Raw genomic sequence first — 15,181 nt, 5'->3', positions numbered from 1 at the left:
ATCGTCCCAGCACGATTCGCGAGCAAGATCACAATATGTGAAGGGGCCGCGGCCATGGTGGCGAAGAAGACGGCGGAAGAGACCGCGGCCGAGCACGACGGCACCCACGAGCCACCGGCCGGCCAGGAGGCCGCGCCCGCGAAGAGGACGGCGAAGAAGGCCGCCGCCAGGAAGACGGCGGCCAAGAAGACGGCGGCGAAGAAGACCGTGGCCAAGAAGGCCGCGGCGAAGAAGACGGCGGCCGGCGAGAAGACCGCCGCCAAGAAGACCGCCGCCAAGAAGAGCGCGGCCAGGAAGACGTCGGAAAAGGCCGCAACGGCGGCCACGGAGGCGGCCCCGGCCGCCGAGCAGACGGGAGCCCCAACGGTGGTAGCCAAGAAGAGCGCGAGTCGTCCCGCGGCAGGCGGACAGGCCACGGCCCCGGTGCCACCGGCCCGCGCCGCCGCCCCCGACGAACTGGCCGTCCGGCCCGGGGAGGACCCCTGGACGCCCGAGGAGGTCACCGAGGCGCGCACCCTGCTCACCAGCGAGATCCTGCGGCTCCGCAGCGAGCTGGAGGCCTCCGGCGCTGCGCTCGCCGGGCTGATGCGGGACTCCGGCGACGGTGCGGGCGACGACGAGGCCGACACCGGCACCAAGAACATCACCCGCGAGCACGAGCTGTCGCTCGCCGCCAACGCCCAGGAGATGCTGGAGCAGACCGAGCGGGCGCTGGCCCGGCTGGAGGCGGGGACGTACGGCCTCTGCGAGATCTGCGGCAAACCGATCGGCAAGGCGCGGATGCAGGCCTTCCCCCGGGCCACCCTGTGCGTCGAGGACAAACAGAAGCAGGAGCGGCGCGGCTGATCCGCACAGGTGTGTCGTACCCTCGTCCTCAGTCAGGCACCTAGGTCGAGGGATTCACGTGGCAGAGGCGGAGCGCATCATCGGTACGCCGGAAAATCCCGATGCCGAGGGCACGGACGAAGGCGGCAGCACGGCCGCCGACGCCGTCGTGAACGCGGGCCGGGGCAAGCGGAAGGTCCTCGTTCTGCTGAGCGTGGCCGTCGTGGCCTATCTCCTGGACCTGGTCAGCAAGATGATCGTGGTCGCGAAGCTGGAGCACCAGCCGCCGATCGACATCATCGGCGACTGGCTGCAGTTCCGGGCGATCCGGAACGCGGGCGCCGCCTTCGGGTTCGGCGAGGCGTTCACGGTGATCTTCACCATCATCGCCGCCGGTGTGATCGTGGTGATCGTCCGGCTGGCCCGCAAGCTCTACAGCCTGCCGTGGGCCATCGCCCTGGGACTCCTCCTGGGCGGTGCGCTCGGCAACCTCACCGACCGGCTCTTCCGGGCGCCCGGTGTGTTCGAAGGCGCGGTGGTCGACTTCATCGCCCCCAAGCACTTCGCCGTCTTCAACCTCGCCGATTCCGCCATCGTGTGCGGCGGCATCCTCATCGTGATCCTCTCCTTCAAGGGCCTCGACCCCGACGGGACCGTCCACAAGGACTGACCGTGCACAGGTGCTGAGCGGGGCCGGGCCGCGCGGAGAGCTTTCCGCGCAAGGCATACTCGACAGGTGAGTACGCACCCCGAGATCCGCACCCTGCCCGTACCGGACGGCCTGGAAGGCGAGCGTGTCGACGCCGCCATCGCCAGGATGTTCGGTTTCTCCCGCACCAAGGCCGCCGAGCTGGCCGCAGCCGGGAAGGTCCAGGTGGACGGCTCGGTGGCCGGGAAGTCCGAGCGGGTCCACGGGGGCGCCTGGCTGGAAGTGGAGATGCCGGGGGCGCCCGCCCCGGTCCAGATCGTCGCCGAGCCCGTCGAGGGCATGGAGATCGTCCACGACGACGACGACATCGTCGTCATCATGAAGCCGGTCGGCGTCGCCGCCCACCCCAGCCCCGGCTGGACCGGCACCACCGTCATCGGCGGCCTCGCCGCCGCCGGCTACCGGATCTCCACGTCCGGCGCCGCCGAGCGCCAGGGCATCGTGCACCGCCTCGACGTCGGCACCTCCGGCCTGATGGTCGTCGCCAAGTCCGAGCGCGCCTACACCCTGCTCAAGGCCCAGTTCCGGGACCGGGTCGTCGACAAGAAGTACCACGCCCTCGTCCAGGGCCACCCGGACCCGATGAGCGGCACCATCGACGCCCCCATCGGCCGCCACCCCAACCACGACTACAAGTGGGCGGTCACCGCCGAGGGCAAGCCGTCGGTGACCCACTACGACCTGATCGAGGCCTACCGCGCCGCCAGCCTCCTCGACATCAAGCTGGAGACCGGCCGCACCCACCAGATCCGGGTCCACATGTCCGCCCACCGCCACCCCTGCGTCGGCGACCTCACCTACGGCGCGGACCCGACGCTGGCCAAGCGCCTCGGGCTGACCCGCCAGTGGCTGCACGCCGTGCGCCTGGGCTTCGAGCACCCGAGCGACGGCAGCTGGGTGGAGTTCTCCAGCACCTACCCGGCCGACCTCCAGCACGCCCTCGACACCATCTCCGCGGAGAGCCAGTGACCGCCGGGCCCACCCCGTACAGCACCCGCAGGGCCGTCGAGGAGAGCGACCTCGCCGCCTGCTTCCAGGTCCGCAAGGACGTCTTCGTGGGTGAGCAGAACGTGCCCGAGGAGCTGGAGTACGACGCCTACGACGCGACCGCGGTGCACGTCCTGGCCGTCGCCGCGGACGGTACGGCGCTCGGCACGGGCCGGCTGCTGCACGGTGCGGACGCGGCCGCGAAGACCGGCGGCGACCCGGCCGTCGGCTCGCTGGGCCGGCTCGCCGTGAGCCGCTCCGCCCGCGGTCTCGGGGTCGGCGCGGCCCTCGTCGTGGCCATCGAGGACGAGGCGCGGAAGCTGGGCCTGGCCGCCGTCGACCTGCACGCCCAGACCCATGCCCTCGGCTTCTACGAGCGGCTCGGATATGTCGCGTACGGCCCCGAGTTCCCCGACGCGGGCATGCCGCACCGGGCGATGCGGCGGGAGATCCACCCGGCCTGAACGCATCGAGCGGGGGGTATCGGCTGAATCGCGCAGGCCGCGTGGCAGGGTGGGAGTTCTTGTTCGGCCGCTCGTGACGTGCCGGACCCGCACGCTCCGGAAGGCCCCTCGTGGAACAGATGTCCCTGCTGCTCCTGCTGTTGCTCGGAGCCGTGGTCACGGTGCCGCTCGGAGCACGGCTGGGGCTGCCGGCACCGGTGCTGATGACGCTCGTCGGCATCGCGATGGCGTTCATGCCGTTCGTGCCGAACGTCGACGTCCCGCCGGAGATCATCCTCCCCGCGCTGCTGCCGCCGCTGCTCTACGCCACCGTGCAGCGCACCTCCTGGCGGCAGTTCGCCGCCAACAGACGCCCGATCTTCCTGCTGGCCGTGGCCCTCGTCTTCGTCACCACGGCCGCCGTCGCCGCGGTCGCCAACTCCATCGTGCCGGGGCTGCCCATCGCCGCGGCCGTCGCCCTCGGCGCGCTCGTCGCCCCGCCCGACCCGGTCGCGGCCACCGCCGTGGCGGGCTCCGTGGGGCTGCCTCGCCGGCTGGTGTCGATCCTGGAGGGCGAGGGGCTCTTCAACGACGTGACCGCCATCGTGCTCTACCACGTGGCCATCGCCGCCGCCGTCAGCGGCACCTTCTCGCTCCCCGAGGCCTTCGGACTGCTGGTCCTCTCCGCCGTCGTCGCGGTCGCCGTCGGCCTCGCGCTCGGCTGGCTCACCATCAAGCTGATGAACCTGCTCGGCGACGCCACCCTCCAGGTCGGCCTGACCCTGCTGGTGCCCTTCGTCGCGTACGTCCTCGCGGAGGAGCTGATGGGCTCCGGCGTGCTGGCCGTCCTGACCATCGCGCTGTTCCTCGCCGAGCACACCGCCGACGCCGACGACGTGCTCGGCCGGCTCACCGGACGTACCTTCTGGGACATCGTCGACACCCTGGTCACCGGCGTCGCGTTCGGGCTCATCGGCCTGGAGCTGCACACCGTGTTCGGCACCGCCGACGGGCATGCCCTGGAGATGGTCGGCTGGGGGCTCGCGATCGTCGCCGTCGTCGTCGGCGTACGGCTGCTGTGGCTGCTGCCCGCGACCTGGCTCGCCAAGAAGCTGCACACCCGACGCGACGTCAGCGAGGAGATCCCCACCAGCTGGCGGGAGACCGTCGTGATGTGGTGGGCCGGGATGCGCGGGGTGGCCTCGGTCGCCCTGGCGCTGGCGATCCCGCTGGAGACCGACGACGGGCAGCCCTTCCCCGGGCGCGACGAGATCATCTTCATCGCGTTCGCCGTGATCATGGCCACCCTGGTCTTCCAGGGGCTCACCCTGCCCTGGCTGGTGCGGAAGCTGAGGGTCCGGGCCGACACCGACGCCGAGGAGGCGCTGGAGCGGGACCTCGCCATCCGGGCCGCCAAGGCCGCCAAGTACCGCCTCAAGGAGATCCAGGAGGTCGAGGACTTCCCCGAGGAGGTCGTGGAGCGGCTCCAGCGCGCCGCGTACGACATCGGGGCCCGGATCAGCCCGGACATGGTCGACGAGGAACGGCGTGAGGCCTACGCCAAGCGGGCCGAGCGCTTCAAGGCGGTCAGCCGGGTCCAGCGCGAGATGATGTCGGCCGCCCGCCACGAGGTGCTCTCCGCGCGCAGCGAGCCCGGCTCCGACCCGGAGGTCGTGGACCGGGTGCTGCGGTATCTGGACTTCCGCTCGCTGCGCTGAGCCGCCCCGTCCGCTCCCCGTGGGCCGGCGGCTTCAGCCGCGGCCCGTGCGCGGGGCCTTGGAGTCGCCCCGGTCGACGGGTGGCGACGCCCCGTTGCGGGCGGGCCGGCCCCCGGAGCCGGTCAGTTCCGCCCACTGCTCGCCGGGCGGCAGCACGGCGGGCGCGGTGGCGATCCGCGGCAGCGCGTACGGATGGTGGTCGCGCAGCCAGCCGATCAGCTGCTCGCGCACCGCGCAGCGCACTGTCCAGATGTCGTTCGCGTCCTTCGCCGTGACCACCGCCCGCACCTGGATCGTGGACGGCGTCGTGTCGGTGACGGCCAGCGACCAATCCCGGCCGTCCCAGGCCGCGATGTCGCCGAGCAGATCCCGCAGCTTCTCCCGCATCGCGGCGACCGGGGCCGAGTGGTCCAGGTGGAAGAAGACCGTGCCGGTCATTTGCACCCCGCCGCGCGACCAGTTCTCGAACGGCTGGCTGGTGAAGTACGAGACCGGCATCGTGATCCGCCGCTCGTCCCAGGTCCGTACCGCCAGGAACGTCAGGGTGATCTCGTCGATCGTGCCCCACTCGCCGTCCACCACCACGGTGTCGCCGATCCGCACCATGTCGCCGAACGCGATCTGGAGCCCGGCGAAGAGATTGCCCAGCGTCGACTGGGCGGCGACGCCCGCGACGATGCCGAGCAGCCCGGCCGATGCGAGCATCGACGTGCCGACCGCCCGCATCGGAGGGAACGTCAGCAGCATCGCCGCGATGGCGACGACGGTCACCACCGCTATCACCACCCGCTGGATCAGCGTCACCTGTGTCCGGACCCGGCGGACCCGGGCCGGGTCGCGGGTGGCCGTGGCGTACCGGGCGTAGCTGGCCTCCACGACCGTCGCCGCGATCCGCACCACCAGCCAGGCGGACGCGCCGATCAGCACCAGGGTCAGCACCTGGCCGATCCCGGCCCGGTGGTCCCACACCCAGTCGATCCTCGTCTGGCGGTAGCTGCCGCGCAGCAGCGCCGTGATGACCACCACCTGCAACGGAGGCCGGCAGCGCCGCAGCAGCCCCCACAGCGGGGTCTCCTGGTGACGGCTGTCGGCCCGCCGCAGCAGCAGGTCGACCAGCCAGCCGATCAGCAGGGTGATCACCACGGAACCGCCGATGACGATCAGCGGGCGCAGCACGCTCTCCATTGCCTCGTCCTCCTGGCTGTAGGGCGGACCTCAGGGCACAAATGGCACCATGGGCCTCATGAACATCATGCTTTTCCACTCGACGTACGGGCTCACGCCCGCCGTGCACGCCGCGGCCGCGCGCCTCAGGGACGCCGGCCATGAGGTGCGCGTGCCCGATCTGTTCGAGGGGCACACCTTCGACACGGTGGAAGAGGGCATGGCCCACAAGGACGAGATCGGCAAGGACGAGCTGCTCAGGCGCGCCGTGCTGGCCGCCGCGCCCTACTCCGACCAGGGGCTCGTCTACGCCGGTTTCTCCTTCGGCGCGGCGACCGCGCAGACCCTGGCGCTCGGCGACGCGAAGGCCCGCGGGCTGCTGCTGTTCCACGGCACCTCCGACATCGCGGAGAACGCCTCGGTGGACGAGCTGCCCGTCCAGCTGCATGTCGCGGACCCGGACCCCTTCGAATCCCACGACTGGCTGAACAGCTGGTACCTCCAGATGCAGCGGACCGGTGCGGACGTGGAGGTCTACCGCTACCCGGGGGCCGGGCACCTGTTCACCGACCCCGATCTGCACGACTACGACCAGGCGGCCGCCGAGCAGACCTGGAAGGTCGCGCTCGGCTTCCTGGCCACCCTCTAGGGCGCGTCCGGCCCGCTCAGCGCACCGGACGGTCGGCCCGCTCGACGCGCTGGGTGCCCCGGCGGGTGCGGTAGGAGCGGGTCCAGGCGGTGGTGGCCTCCGGGTCCGTCTTGTCGGACAGCGTGTAGTAGTCCATCTGCGCCCGCTCCGCGGTGACGTCCAGCACCCCGTAACCGTGGGCGTCCATGTCCACCCACTTCACATGGCGGTTGGCCGCCCGCACGGCCGTCGCCGCGACCACGGACACGGTCCCCGGCGCGACCCGCAGGATGTCGTCGAGGTTGTCGGAGGTCACCGACGTGACGACGAACTCCGTGGCGGCCGACGCCGACAGCGGATACGTGGCCGCCTTCACGGGTACGTCGTTGGCCCAGGCCATATGGATGTCGCCGGTCAGGAACACCGTGTCGGCGACACCCCGGTCCCGCAGATGCGCGATCAGCTCCCTGCGGTCGTCGGTGTAGCCGTCCCACTGGTCGACGTTGACCGCCAGGCCCTCCTTCGGCAGCCCCAGCAGCCCGGCCAGCGGCTCCAGCAGATGCGCGGGGAGCGCGCCGAAGGCGACCGGCGAGATCATCACCGAGGTGCCGACCAGCTTCCAGGCCGCGTCCGAACCGGCCAGCCCCGCCTTCAGCCAGTCCAGCTGGGCCCGGCCGGTGACCGTGCGCTCCGGATCGTCCACCGCCCCGCTGCCGACCGACGCCTGCTCGGAGCGGAAGCTGCGCAGATCCAGCAGATGGAGCTCGGCGAGCCGCCCGAACCGCAGCCGCCGGTAGACGGTCCCCTCGGTGGAGGCGCGCACCGGCATCCACTCGAAGTACGCCTGCTTGGCCGCCGCCACCCGCTGCTCCCAGGCCCCCTCCGCACCCGGCGTGTGGTTCTCCGCCCCGCCCGACCAGGCGTCGTTGGCGAACTCGTGGTCGTCCCAGATCGCGATCACCGGGTGCGCCGCGTGCAGCGCCCGGAGATCGGCGTCGGTCTTGTAGTTCCCGTGCCGGGTGCGGTAGTCGGCGAGATCCAGGATCTCGTGGGCGGGCCGGTGCGCGCGCAGCGCCGTGCCACGGGTGCCGTACTCGCCGGTCCCGTACTCGTAGAGGTAGTCGCCCAGATGCACGACCGCGTCCAGGTCGGGCCGGGCGGCGAGATGCCGGTACGCGGAGAACCAGCCCGCCTCCCAGTTGGCGCAGGACACCACGCCGAACCGGATGCCGGACACCGCGGCGTCGGTGGCGGGCGCGGTGCGGGTGCGGCCGACGGGGGAGACCACGCCGTCGGCGGTGTCGTCGCCCGCCGTGAAGCGGAACCAGTACGCGGTGGCCGCCCGCAGCCCCCGGACGTCGGCCTTCACCGTGTGGTCGGAGGCGGCCGACGCGATCGTCGTGCCGGTCGCGGATATCCGGGTGAACTCCCGGTCCTCGGCGACCTCCCAGCGCACCGGGGTGTCCGCACCGAGCCCCGAGCCGGGCTCCGCGCCGGGCTCGGGGGTGACGCGCGTCCACAGCAGGACGCCGTCGGGCAGCGGGTCACCGGAGGCGACGCCGTGCAGGAAGGCGGGGGCCGCGGCCGCCCGGGCGGGGGTCGCGGAGGTGACGGACGCGGTGGCGAGCACGGGGACGGCGGCGGCGCTCGCGGCGGCGGCCCGTACGACGGTGCGGCGGCTCGGCGAGGAAAGGTGTCGACTGGTCACGGCCGATCACCCTACGGGCGCGTACGGCGAACGGGCGGGCGAACAGAGGAAGTTCGCCCGCCCGTCGGGAAACGGTCGCCGGCCGGTGGCCCGGCGGACCCCGGAGCGCCCGGAGGCCGCCGAGGTCCGGAGGCGTTACGCCGCGCCGGAGGTGTTACACCGCGCCGGAGGCGCTACGCCTTGAGCGCCTTGTCGATGGCCTTGGTGAACTCGTCGGCCGTCATGGGGGCGTTGTCGCTGCCCTCGCTGGTGATCTTCTCGCCGTCCATCTTCAGCGTCGGCGTGCCCTGCACCCCGCTCTTGTCGAAGGTCTTGGACATCTTCATCGCCCAGGCGTCGAAGGTGCCGTCCTCCACGTTCTTCTGGAAGTCCTTGTTCCCCTTCAGCGCGTCGACCGAGTCCGCGACCTCGATCAGATAGCTGTCCTTGGCGAACTTGTCGTCGCTCTCCTCGGGGTGGAACTTCGCCGAGTACAGCGCGGCCTTGTACTCCAGGAACGCCTCGGGGCTCACGTCCAGCGCAGCGCCGAGCGCGCTCAGGGCGTTCTTGGAGCCCTCGCCGTTGTCGGTGTTGTCGATGAAGGTCGCGCCGACGTACTTGACCTTGTACTTGCCTGCCTCGACGTCCTTCGAGACCGTCTCGCCGACGCCCTGCTCGAACGTGGCGCAGACCGGGCAGCGCGAGTCCTCGTACAGCTCCAGGGTCTTCTTCGCGCCGGACTCGCCGACCACCACGGTGGTGCCGTCCTTGCCCGAGGTGTTCTTCGGCGCGGTGACGTTCTTCGCGTCCGCGGCCGCCTCCCAGGCGTCCGGCTTGTTCAGCTGCGCCACGCCGTAGGCGATGCCGCCGAACACGGCGAGGGCGGCGACGACCGAGCCCGCCACGACGAGCTGCTTGCGGGTCTTGTCCTTCTTGGCCTGGCGCTCGCGCTCGGCCCGCAGCCGCTCGCGGGCCGCCGCCTTGTTCGCCTGGGTGTTGCGCTTGCTCATGATCGTTCTCCGTGGGTACGTGTGTGGGGAGTGGGCCTGCCGTGTATCGCGCGTCGCCGTGCCCTCAGGCAGCGGCGTACAGCGCGGACGGCGGGCCCCTGCGGCCCACACAGTGCACGAGGAAGCGGGCGGTCAGCGGCGGGTGCGGACGCCCGGCGGGCCGGGCCCGCCGGGCCGCGGACCGGACGCCCGCGCGCACCACGGCGACCGCGGTCAGCAGCGGCCGGAACGCCAGCAGGGCCGCCGCGCGCACCAGCCCGGCCAGGGCCGCCTCGCCGCGCCGCAGCCAGGCCGCGGCCAGCAGCCCGACCGCCACATGGGCGACGAGCAGCAGCCACGGCACGGCCGGTCCGGGCTGCGCCAGCAGCGCCGCCGCACGGTCGCCCGCCCCGGCCACATCGGCCAGCGGGGTGCCCACCGCGCCGACGCCCGCGATCCGGGCCCCGCCCGTGCCGACCTCGCCGCCGCCGCACAGGACGTCGAAGCCCACCGCGCGCAGCGGACCGGCGACCGGGCCGCCGGCCGCCCCGTAACAGAGGTGCTGGCCCGTGGTGAAGAGCGTGTCGGCGGCCAGCTCCAGCGGGACCAGCAGCCCCGCGATCGCCCCGAAGCCGCGCTCCCGGCCGGCCAGCGCGTACGCCACCGCGAAGACGACGGCGGCCAGCAGCGCGACCGCGGTCAGCGGCAGCGGAACCCGGGAGAGCAGCACATGGGACGCCGTGGACAGGGTGACGACGAGCGCGGTGAAGACCGCCGCGCGCGCGACCCTGAGCTGCGTCCCTGAGATGTCCATCGCCGGAAAGTGTGTCATGCGTGGAGGTAAGCGGACCTTAAAAGAGGCTGAGAGTCCCCGGGGCGTGGCCGCCCGGGGACTCTCACGCCCTACAGGCCCGGGATCCGGCCGTTGCGGAAGAGGTCCACGAAGATCTGGTGGTCCGCCCGGGCCCGTGCCCCGTAGCTGTGGGCGAAGTCGACCAGCAGCGGCGCGAAGCCCTCCTCGTCGGCCGCGATGGCCGCGTCGATCGCCCGCTCCGTGGAGAACGGCACCAGCGAGTGGCCGCTCTCGTCGTCGGCGGCCGCGTGCATGGTGGCCGTCGCCCGGCCCAGGTCCGCGACGACCGCCGCGATCTCGTCCACCTCGTCGATGTCGGACCAGTCCAGATCGACCGCGTACGGCGAGACCTCGGCGACCAGCTGACCGGAGCCGTCCAGCTCGGTCCAGCCCAGCCACGGGTCCGCGTGGGCCTGGAGCGCGCGCTGCGAGATCACCGTGCGGTGCCCCTCGTGCTGGAAGTACTCCCGCACGGCGGCGTCCGTGATGTGCCGGGAGACCGCCGGGGTCTGCGCCTGCTTGAGGTAGATCACCACATCGTTCTCCAGGGCGTCGCTGTTGCCCTCCAGAAGGATGTTGTACGAGGGCAGCCCGGCGGATCCGATGCCGATGCCCCGGCGGCCCACCACGTCCTTGACCCGGTAGGAGTCCGGCCGGGTCAGGCTCGACTCCGGCAGCGTCTCCAGATAGCCGTCGAACGCGGCCAGCACCTTGTAGCGCGTCGCGGCGTCCAGGTCGATCGCCCCGCCGCCGTCCGCGAACCGGCGCTCGAAGTCCCGGATCACCGTCATCGAGTCCAGCAGCGAGAAACGCGTGCGCGAGCGGGCGGCCCGCAGCGCGCCCAACAGTGGGCCGTCCGCGGTGTCCAGCGTGAACGGCGGCACCTCGTCGTTCTTCGCGCCCGTCGCCAGCGCGTGGATCCGCTCGCGGTAGGAGGCGGCGAAGATCCGGACCAGCTCGGTGATCTGCTCGTCGGCCAGCGCCTTCGCGTAACCGATCAGCGCCACGGAGGCGGCGAACCGCTTCAGGTCCCAGGTGAAGGGGCCCACGTACGCCTCGTCGAAGTCGTTGACGTTGAAGACGAGGCGGCCGTTGGCGTCCATGTACGTGCCGAAGTTCTCCGCGTGCAGATCGCCGTGGATCCACACCCGGCCGGTGCGCTCGTCCAGGAACGGGCCGCCGTGCCGCTCCCGCTCCAGGTCGCTGTAGAACAGGCAGGCCGTGCCCCGGTAGAACGCGAAGGCCGAGCCCGCCATCTTGCGGAACTTGACCCGGAAGGCGGCCGGATCGGCGGCCAGCAGCTCCCCGAAGGCGGTGTCGAAAACGGCGAGAATCTGCTCCCCGCGCTGCGCTGCGCCGGTCTGCGTTTCCGACATCTCTTGCTGCCTCCTGCTGTAGCTGGCGTCTCTGGCCGGACCCGGGTCCAGGTGACCGAGTGCATGACAAAACGGACACGTGTCCCGCCTTCTCCAACGCTCGGCGGAAGCCGGGAGTGCCCGTCGTTCGACTCCGTCACGTCGTAGACTTCCACGCTGTCCCCCCGTCCGTCATCGCCCGACTTCCCGGAGGCCCGACGCCGTGACCAAGCCGCCCTTCACGCACCTGCACGTTCATACCCAGTACTCGCTGCTGGACGGTGCGGCGCGGCTCAAGGACATGTTCGAGGCGGCCAACGAGATGGGCATGACGCACATCGCGATGACCGACCACGGAAACCTCCACGGCGCGTACGACTTCTTCCACTCGGCGAAGAAGGCGAACGTCACGCCGATCATCGGCATCGAGGCGTACGTCGCCCCGGAGTCGCGCAAGCACAAGCGCAAGGTGCAGTGGGGACAGCCGCACCAGAAGCGCGACGATGTGTCCGGATCCGGTGGTTACACCCACAAGACGATCTGGGCGTCCAACAAGACCGGGCTGCACAACCTCTTCCGGCTCTCCTCCGACGCGTACGCCGAGGGCTGGCTCCAGAAGTGGCCCCGGATGGACAAGGAGACCATCTCCCAGTGGTCCGAGGGGCTCATCGCCTCCACCGGCTGCCCCTCGGGCGAGGTGCAGACCCGGCTGCGGCTTGGCCAGTTCGACGAGGCGGTCCAGGCGGCCTCCGACTACAAGGACATCTTCGGCGAGGGCAAGTACTTCCTGGAGCTGATGGACCACGGCATCGAGATCGAGCGCCGGGTCCGCGACGGGCTGCTGGAGATCGGCAAGAAGCTGAACATCCCGCCGCTCGTCACCAACGACTCCCACTACACGTACGCGCACGAGGCGACCGCCCACGACGCCCTGCTCTGCATCCAGACCGGCAAGAACCTCTCGGACCCCGACCGCTTCCGCTTCGACGGCACCGGCTACTACCTGAAGACGACGGACGAGATGTACGCCGTCGACTCCTCCGACGCCTGGCAGGAAGGGTGTGCCAACACCCTCCTGGTCGCCCAGCAGATCGACACCACCGGCATGTTCGAGGCGAAGAACCTCATGCCGAAGTTCGAGATCCCCGAGGGCTTCACGGAGATCACCTGGTTCCAGGAGGAGGTCCGGGTCGGCATGGCCCGCCGCTTCCCGAACGGGGTCCCCGACGACCGGCAGAAGCAGGTCGAGTACGAGATGGACATCATCATCCAGATGGGGTTCCCGGGGTACTTCCTGGTCGTCGCCGACTTCATCATGTGGGCCAAGAACAACGGCATCGCGGTCGGCCCCGGCCGAGGCTCCGCCGCCGGTTCGATCGTGGCGTACGCGATGGGCATCACCGACCTCGACCCGATCGAGCACGGGCTGATCTTCGAGCGGTTCCTCAACCCCGAGCGCGTCTCCATGCCCGACGTCGACATCGACTTCGACGAGCGTCGGCGCGTCGAGGTGATCCGGTACGTGACCGAGAAGTACGGGGCCGACAAGGTCGCCATGATCGGCACCTACGGCAAGATCAAGGCCAAGAACGCCATCAAGGACTCCGCGCGCGTCCTGGGCTACCCGTACGCGATGGGCGACCGCCTCACCAAGGCCATGCCCGCCGACGTCCTCGGCAAGGGCATCGACCTCAACGGCATCACCGACCCCAAGCACCCGCGCTACAGCGAGGCGGGCGAGATCCGGGGGATGTACGAGAGCGAGCCGGACGTCAAGAAGGTCATCGACACCGCCAAGGGCGTCGAGGGCCTGGTGCGGCAGATGGGCGTGCACGCCGCCGGCGTCATCATGTCCAGCGAGCCGATCGTCGACCACGCGCCCGTCTGGGTCCGGCACACCGACGGCGTCACCATCACGCAGTGGGACTACCCGCAGTGCGAGTCGCTCGGCCTGCTGAAGATGGACTTCCTCGGCCTGCGCAACCTGACGATCATGGACGACGCCATCAAGATGGTGAAGTCCAACAAGGGCATCGACCTGGAGATGCTCTCGCTGCCGCTGGACGACCCCAAGACGTACGAACTGCTCTGCCGCGGTGACACGCTCGGCGTCTTCCAGTTCGACGGCGGGCCCATGCGCTCCCTGCTCCGCCAGATGCAGCCCGACAACTTCGAGGACATCTCCGCCGTCTCGGCCCTCTACCGGCCGGGCCCGATGGGCATGAACTCGCACACGAACTACGCGGAGCGCAAGAACGGCCGCCAGGAGATCACCCCGATCCACCCGGAGCTGGAGGAGCCCCTCAAGGAGGTCCTCGGCCTCACCTACGGCCTGATCGTCTACCAGGAGCAGGTCCAGAAGGCCGCCCAGATCGTCGCCGGGTACTCGCTCGGCGAGGCCGACATCCTGCGCCGCGTGATGGGCAAGAAGAAGCCCGAGGAGCTGGCGAAGAACTTCGTGCTCTTCGAGAAGGGCGCCAAGGAGAAGGGCTTCTCCGACGCGGCGATCAAGGCGCTGTGGGACGTCCTGGTGCCGTTCGCCGGGTACGCGTTCAACAAGGCGCACTCCTCGGCGTACGGCCTGGTCACCTACTGGACCGCCTACCTCAAGGCGAACTACCCCGCCGAGTACATGGCCGCCCTGCTGACCTCGGTCAAGGACGACAAGGACAAGTCCGCGGTCTACCTCAACGAGTGCCGCCGCATGGGCATCAAGGTGCTCCCGCCCAACGTCAACGAGTCGCTGTCCAACTTCGCCGCCCAGGGCGACGACGTGATCCTCTTCGGCCTTACCGCCATCCGCAACGTCGGCCAGAACGTCGTCGACTCGATCATCCGGTCCCGCAAGGCGAAGGGGAAGTACAGCACCTTCCCCGACTTCCTGGACAAGGTCGAGGCGGTCGTCTGCAACAAGCGCACCGTGGAATCGCTCATCAAGGCCGGCGCGTTCGACGAGATGGGACACACCCGCAAGGGCCTCGTCGCCCACCACGAGCCGATGATCGACAACGTGGTGCAGGTCAAGCGCAAGGAGGCCGAGGGACAGTTCGACCTCTTCGGCGGCATGGGCGAGGAGGAGAGCGACGAGCCGGGCTTCGGGCTCGACGTGGAGTTCTCCGACATCGAGTGGGAGAAGGCCTATCTGCTCGCCCAGGAGCGGGAGATGCTCGGCCTGTACGTCTCCGACCACCCGCTCTTCGGCCTGGAGCACGTGCTGTCCGACAAGGCCGACGCCTCGATCTCCCAGCTCATGGGCGGCGACTACAGCGACGGCTCCGTCGTCACCGTCGGCGGCATCATCTCCGGCCTCCAGCGCAAGATGACCAAGCAGGGCAACGCCTGGGCCATCGCCACCGTGGAGGACCTGGCCGGCTCCATCGAGTGCATGTTCTTCCCCGCCACCTACCAGCTGGTCTCCACCCAGCTCGTCGAGGACACCGTCGTCTTCGTCAAGGGACGCCTCGACAAGCGCGAGGACGTGCCCCGGCTGGTCGCCATGGAGATGCAGGTCCCCGACATCTCCAACGCCGGGACCAACGCCCCCGTCGTCCTCACCATCCCCACCGTGAAGATCACCCCGCCCATGGTCACCCGGCTCGGCGAGGTGCTCAGCCACCACCGGGGCGACACCGAGGTACGCATCAAGCTCCAGGGCCCCCGCAAGACCACCGTCCTGCGGCTGGACCGGCACCGGGTCAAGGCCGACTCGGCGCTCTTCGGCGACCTGAAGGTGCTGCTCGGCCCGTCCTGCCTGGCCGGCTGAGCCCGGGCACGACACGACAGACATGACGAGAGGGGCGTCCCGCCGGTGCGGGGCGCCCCT

The 15,181-nt window shown here is 70.6% G+C and carries 12 protein-coding genes; 7 read left to right on the top strand and 5 right to left on the bottom strand.

Translation table 11 applies throughout. The features are described 5' to 3' along the window. Positions 1 to 54: 54 nt before the first annotated feature. From ACSMXR_RS07680 to ACSMXR_RS07660, 5 genes are all read left to right on the top strand, one after another. Complete coding sequence (locus ACSMXR_RS07680; RefSeq protein WP_137232668.1) at positions 55 to 846, top strand: TraR/DksA family transcriptional regulator; 792 nt, start codon at positions 55 to 57, stop codon at positions 844 to 846. A gap of 58 nt (positions 847 to 904) precedes the next feature. Then, complete coding sequence (gene lspA / locus ACSMXR_RS07675; RefSeq protein ID WP_218527853.1) at positions 905 to 1,495, top strand: signal peptidase II; 591 nt, start codon at positions 905 to 907, stop codon at positions 1,493 to 1,495. 66 nt (positions 1,496 to 1,561) lie between these two features. Further along, the gene (locus ACSMXR_RS07670; RefSeq protein ID WP_030086695.1) at positions 1,562 to 2,503 is read left to right on the top strand and encodes an RluA family pseudouridine synthase; all 942 of its coding nucleotides are present in this window, start codon (positions 1,562 to 1,564) and stop codon (positions 2,501 to 2,503) included. Next, positions 2,500 to 2,985 carry a GNAT family N-acetyltransferase gene (locus tag ACSMXR_RS07665; RefSeq protein WP_103506949.1) on the top strand — a complete coding sequence of 162 codons (486 nt, stop codon included), beginning with the start codon at positions 2,500 to 2,502 and terminating at the stop codon, positions 2,983 to 2,985. Before ACSMXR_RS07670 ends, ACSMXR_RS07665 begins: the two co-directional genes overlap by 4 nt. 110 nt (positions 2,986 to 3,095) lie before the next feature. Next, positions 3,096 to 4,682, top strand: a complete 1,587-nt coding sequence (locus tag ACSMXR_RS07660; RefSeq protein WP_137232665.1) for a Na+/H+ antiporter — start codon at positions 3,096 to 3,098, stop codon at positions 4,680 to 4,682. 33 nt (positions 4,683 to 4,715) lie between these two features. Here the strand turns inward: ACSMXR_RS07660 and ACSMXR_RS07655 are convergent, their stop codons facing one another. Then, positions 4,716 to 5,867: a mechanosensitive ion channel family protein gene (locus ACSMXR_RS07655; protein ID WP_137232664.1), complete on the bottom strand. Its 1,152-nt coding sequence runs from the start codon at positions 5,865 to 5,867 to the stop codon at positions 4,716 to 4,718. 49 nt (positions 5,868 to 5,916) lie between these two features. On the opposite strand from ACSMXR_RS07655, the gene ACSMXR_RS07650 reads away from it, so the two are divergent. Further along, on the top strand, positions 5,917 to 6,495 hold the full coding sequence (locus ACSMXR_RS07650; RefSeq protein WP_137232663.1) for a dienelactone hydrolase family protein: 579 nt from the start codon (positions 5,917 to 5,919) through the stop codon (positions 6,493 to 6,495). Between the two features lie 16 nt (positions 6,496 to 6,511). Here the strand turns inward: ACSMXR_RS07650 and ACSMXR_RS07645 are convergent, their stop codons facing one another. The 4 genes from ACSMXR_RS07645 to ACSMXR_RS07630 form a co-directional block, all read right to left on the bottom strand. Next, complete coding sequence (locus ACSMXR_RS07645; RefSeq protein ID WP_473171481.1) at positions 6,512 to 8,182, bottom strand: alkaline phosphatase D family protein; 1,671 nt, start codon at positions 8,180 to 8,182, stop codon at positions 6,512 to 6,514. Between the two features lie 173 nt (positions 8,183 to 8,355). Continuing rightward, the gene (locus ACSMXR_RS07640; protein WP_137232661.1) at positions 8,356 to 9,171 is read right to left on the bottom strand and encodes a DsbA family protein; all 816 of its coding nucleotides are present in this window, start codon (positions 9,169 to 9,171) and stop codon (positions 8,356 to 8,358) included. A 64-nt stretch (positions 9,172 to 9,235) separates the two neighbouring features. Further along, on the bottom strand, positions 9,236 to 9,964 hold the full coding sequence (locus ACSMXR_RS07635; RefSeq protein ID WP_137232660.1) for a hypothetical protein: 729 nt from the start codon (positions 9,962 to 9,964) through the stop codon (positions 9,236 to 9,238). A gap of 89 nt (positions 9,965 to 10,053) precedes the next feature. Then, entirely contained in the window at positions 10,054 to 11,379 is a 1,326-nt protein-coding gene (locus ACSMXR_RS07630) for a DUF2252 domain-containing protein (RefSeq protein WP_030086712.1), read from the bottom strand. 202 nt (positions 11,380 to 11,581) lie between these two features. On the opposite strand from ACSMXR_RS07630, the gene dnaE reads away from it, so the two are divergent. Further along, positions 11,582 to 15,121 carry a DNA polymerase III subunit alpha gene (dnaE, locus tag ACSMXR_RS07625; protein ID WP_137232659.1) on the top strand — a complete coding sequence of 1,180 codons (3,540 nt, stop codon included), beginning with the start codon at positions 11,582 to 11,584 and terminating at the stop codon, positions 15,119 to 15,121. Positions 15,122 to 15,181 lie beyond the last annotated feature (60 nt).

This window comes from Streptomyces sp. DSM 106670, assembly GCF_055792845.1.
The sequence above is the reverse complement of the archived record's forward strand: the minus strand, read 5'-3'. Positions and strand labels throughout refer to the sequence as shown.

Bases quoted from the DNA above. Each gene is read 5' to 3' on its own strand.
- ACSMXR_RS07635 (WP_137232660.1), bottom strand. From the start codon at position 9,964: ATGGACATCTCAGGGACGCAGCTCAGGGTCGCGCGCGCGGCGGTCTTC.
- ACSMXR_RS07630 (WP_030086712.1), bottom strand. From the start codon at position 11,379: ATGTCGGAAACGCAGACCGGCGCAGCGCAGCGCGGGGAGCAGATTCTC.
- ACSMXR_RS07655 (WP_137232664.1), bottom strand. From the start codon at position 5,867: ATGGAGAGCGTGCTGCGCCCGCTGATCGTCATCGGCGGTTCCGTGGTG.
- ACSMXR_RS07680 (WP_137232668.1), top strand. From the start codon at position 55: ATGGTGGCGAAGAAGACGGCGGAAGAGACCGCGGCCGAGCACGACGGC.
- ACSMXR_RS07650 (WP_137232663.1), top strand. From the start codon at position 5,917: ATGGGCCTCATGAACATCATGCTTTTCCACTCGACGTACGGGCTCACG.
- ACSMXR_RS07640 (WP_137232661.1), bottom strand. From the start codon at position 9,171: ATGAGCAAGCGCAACACCCAGGCGAACAAGGCGGCGGCCCGCGAGCGG.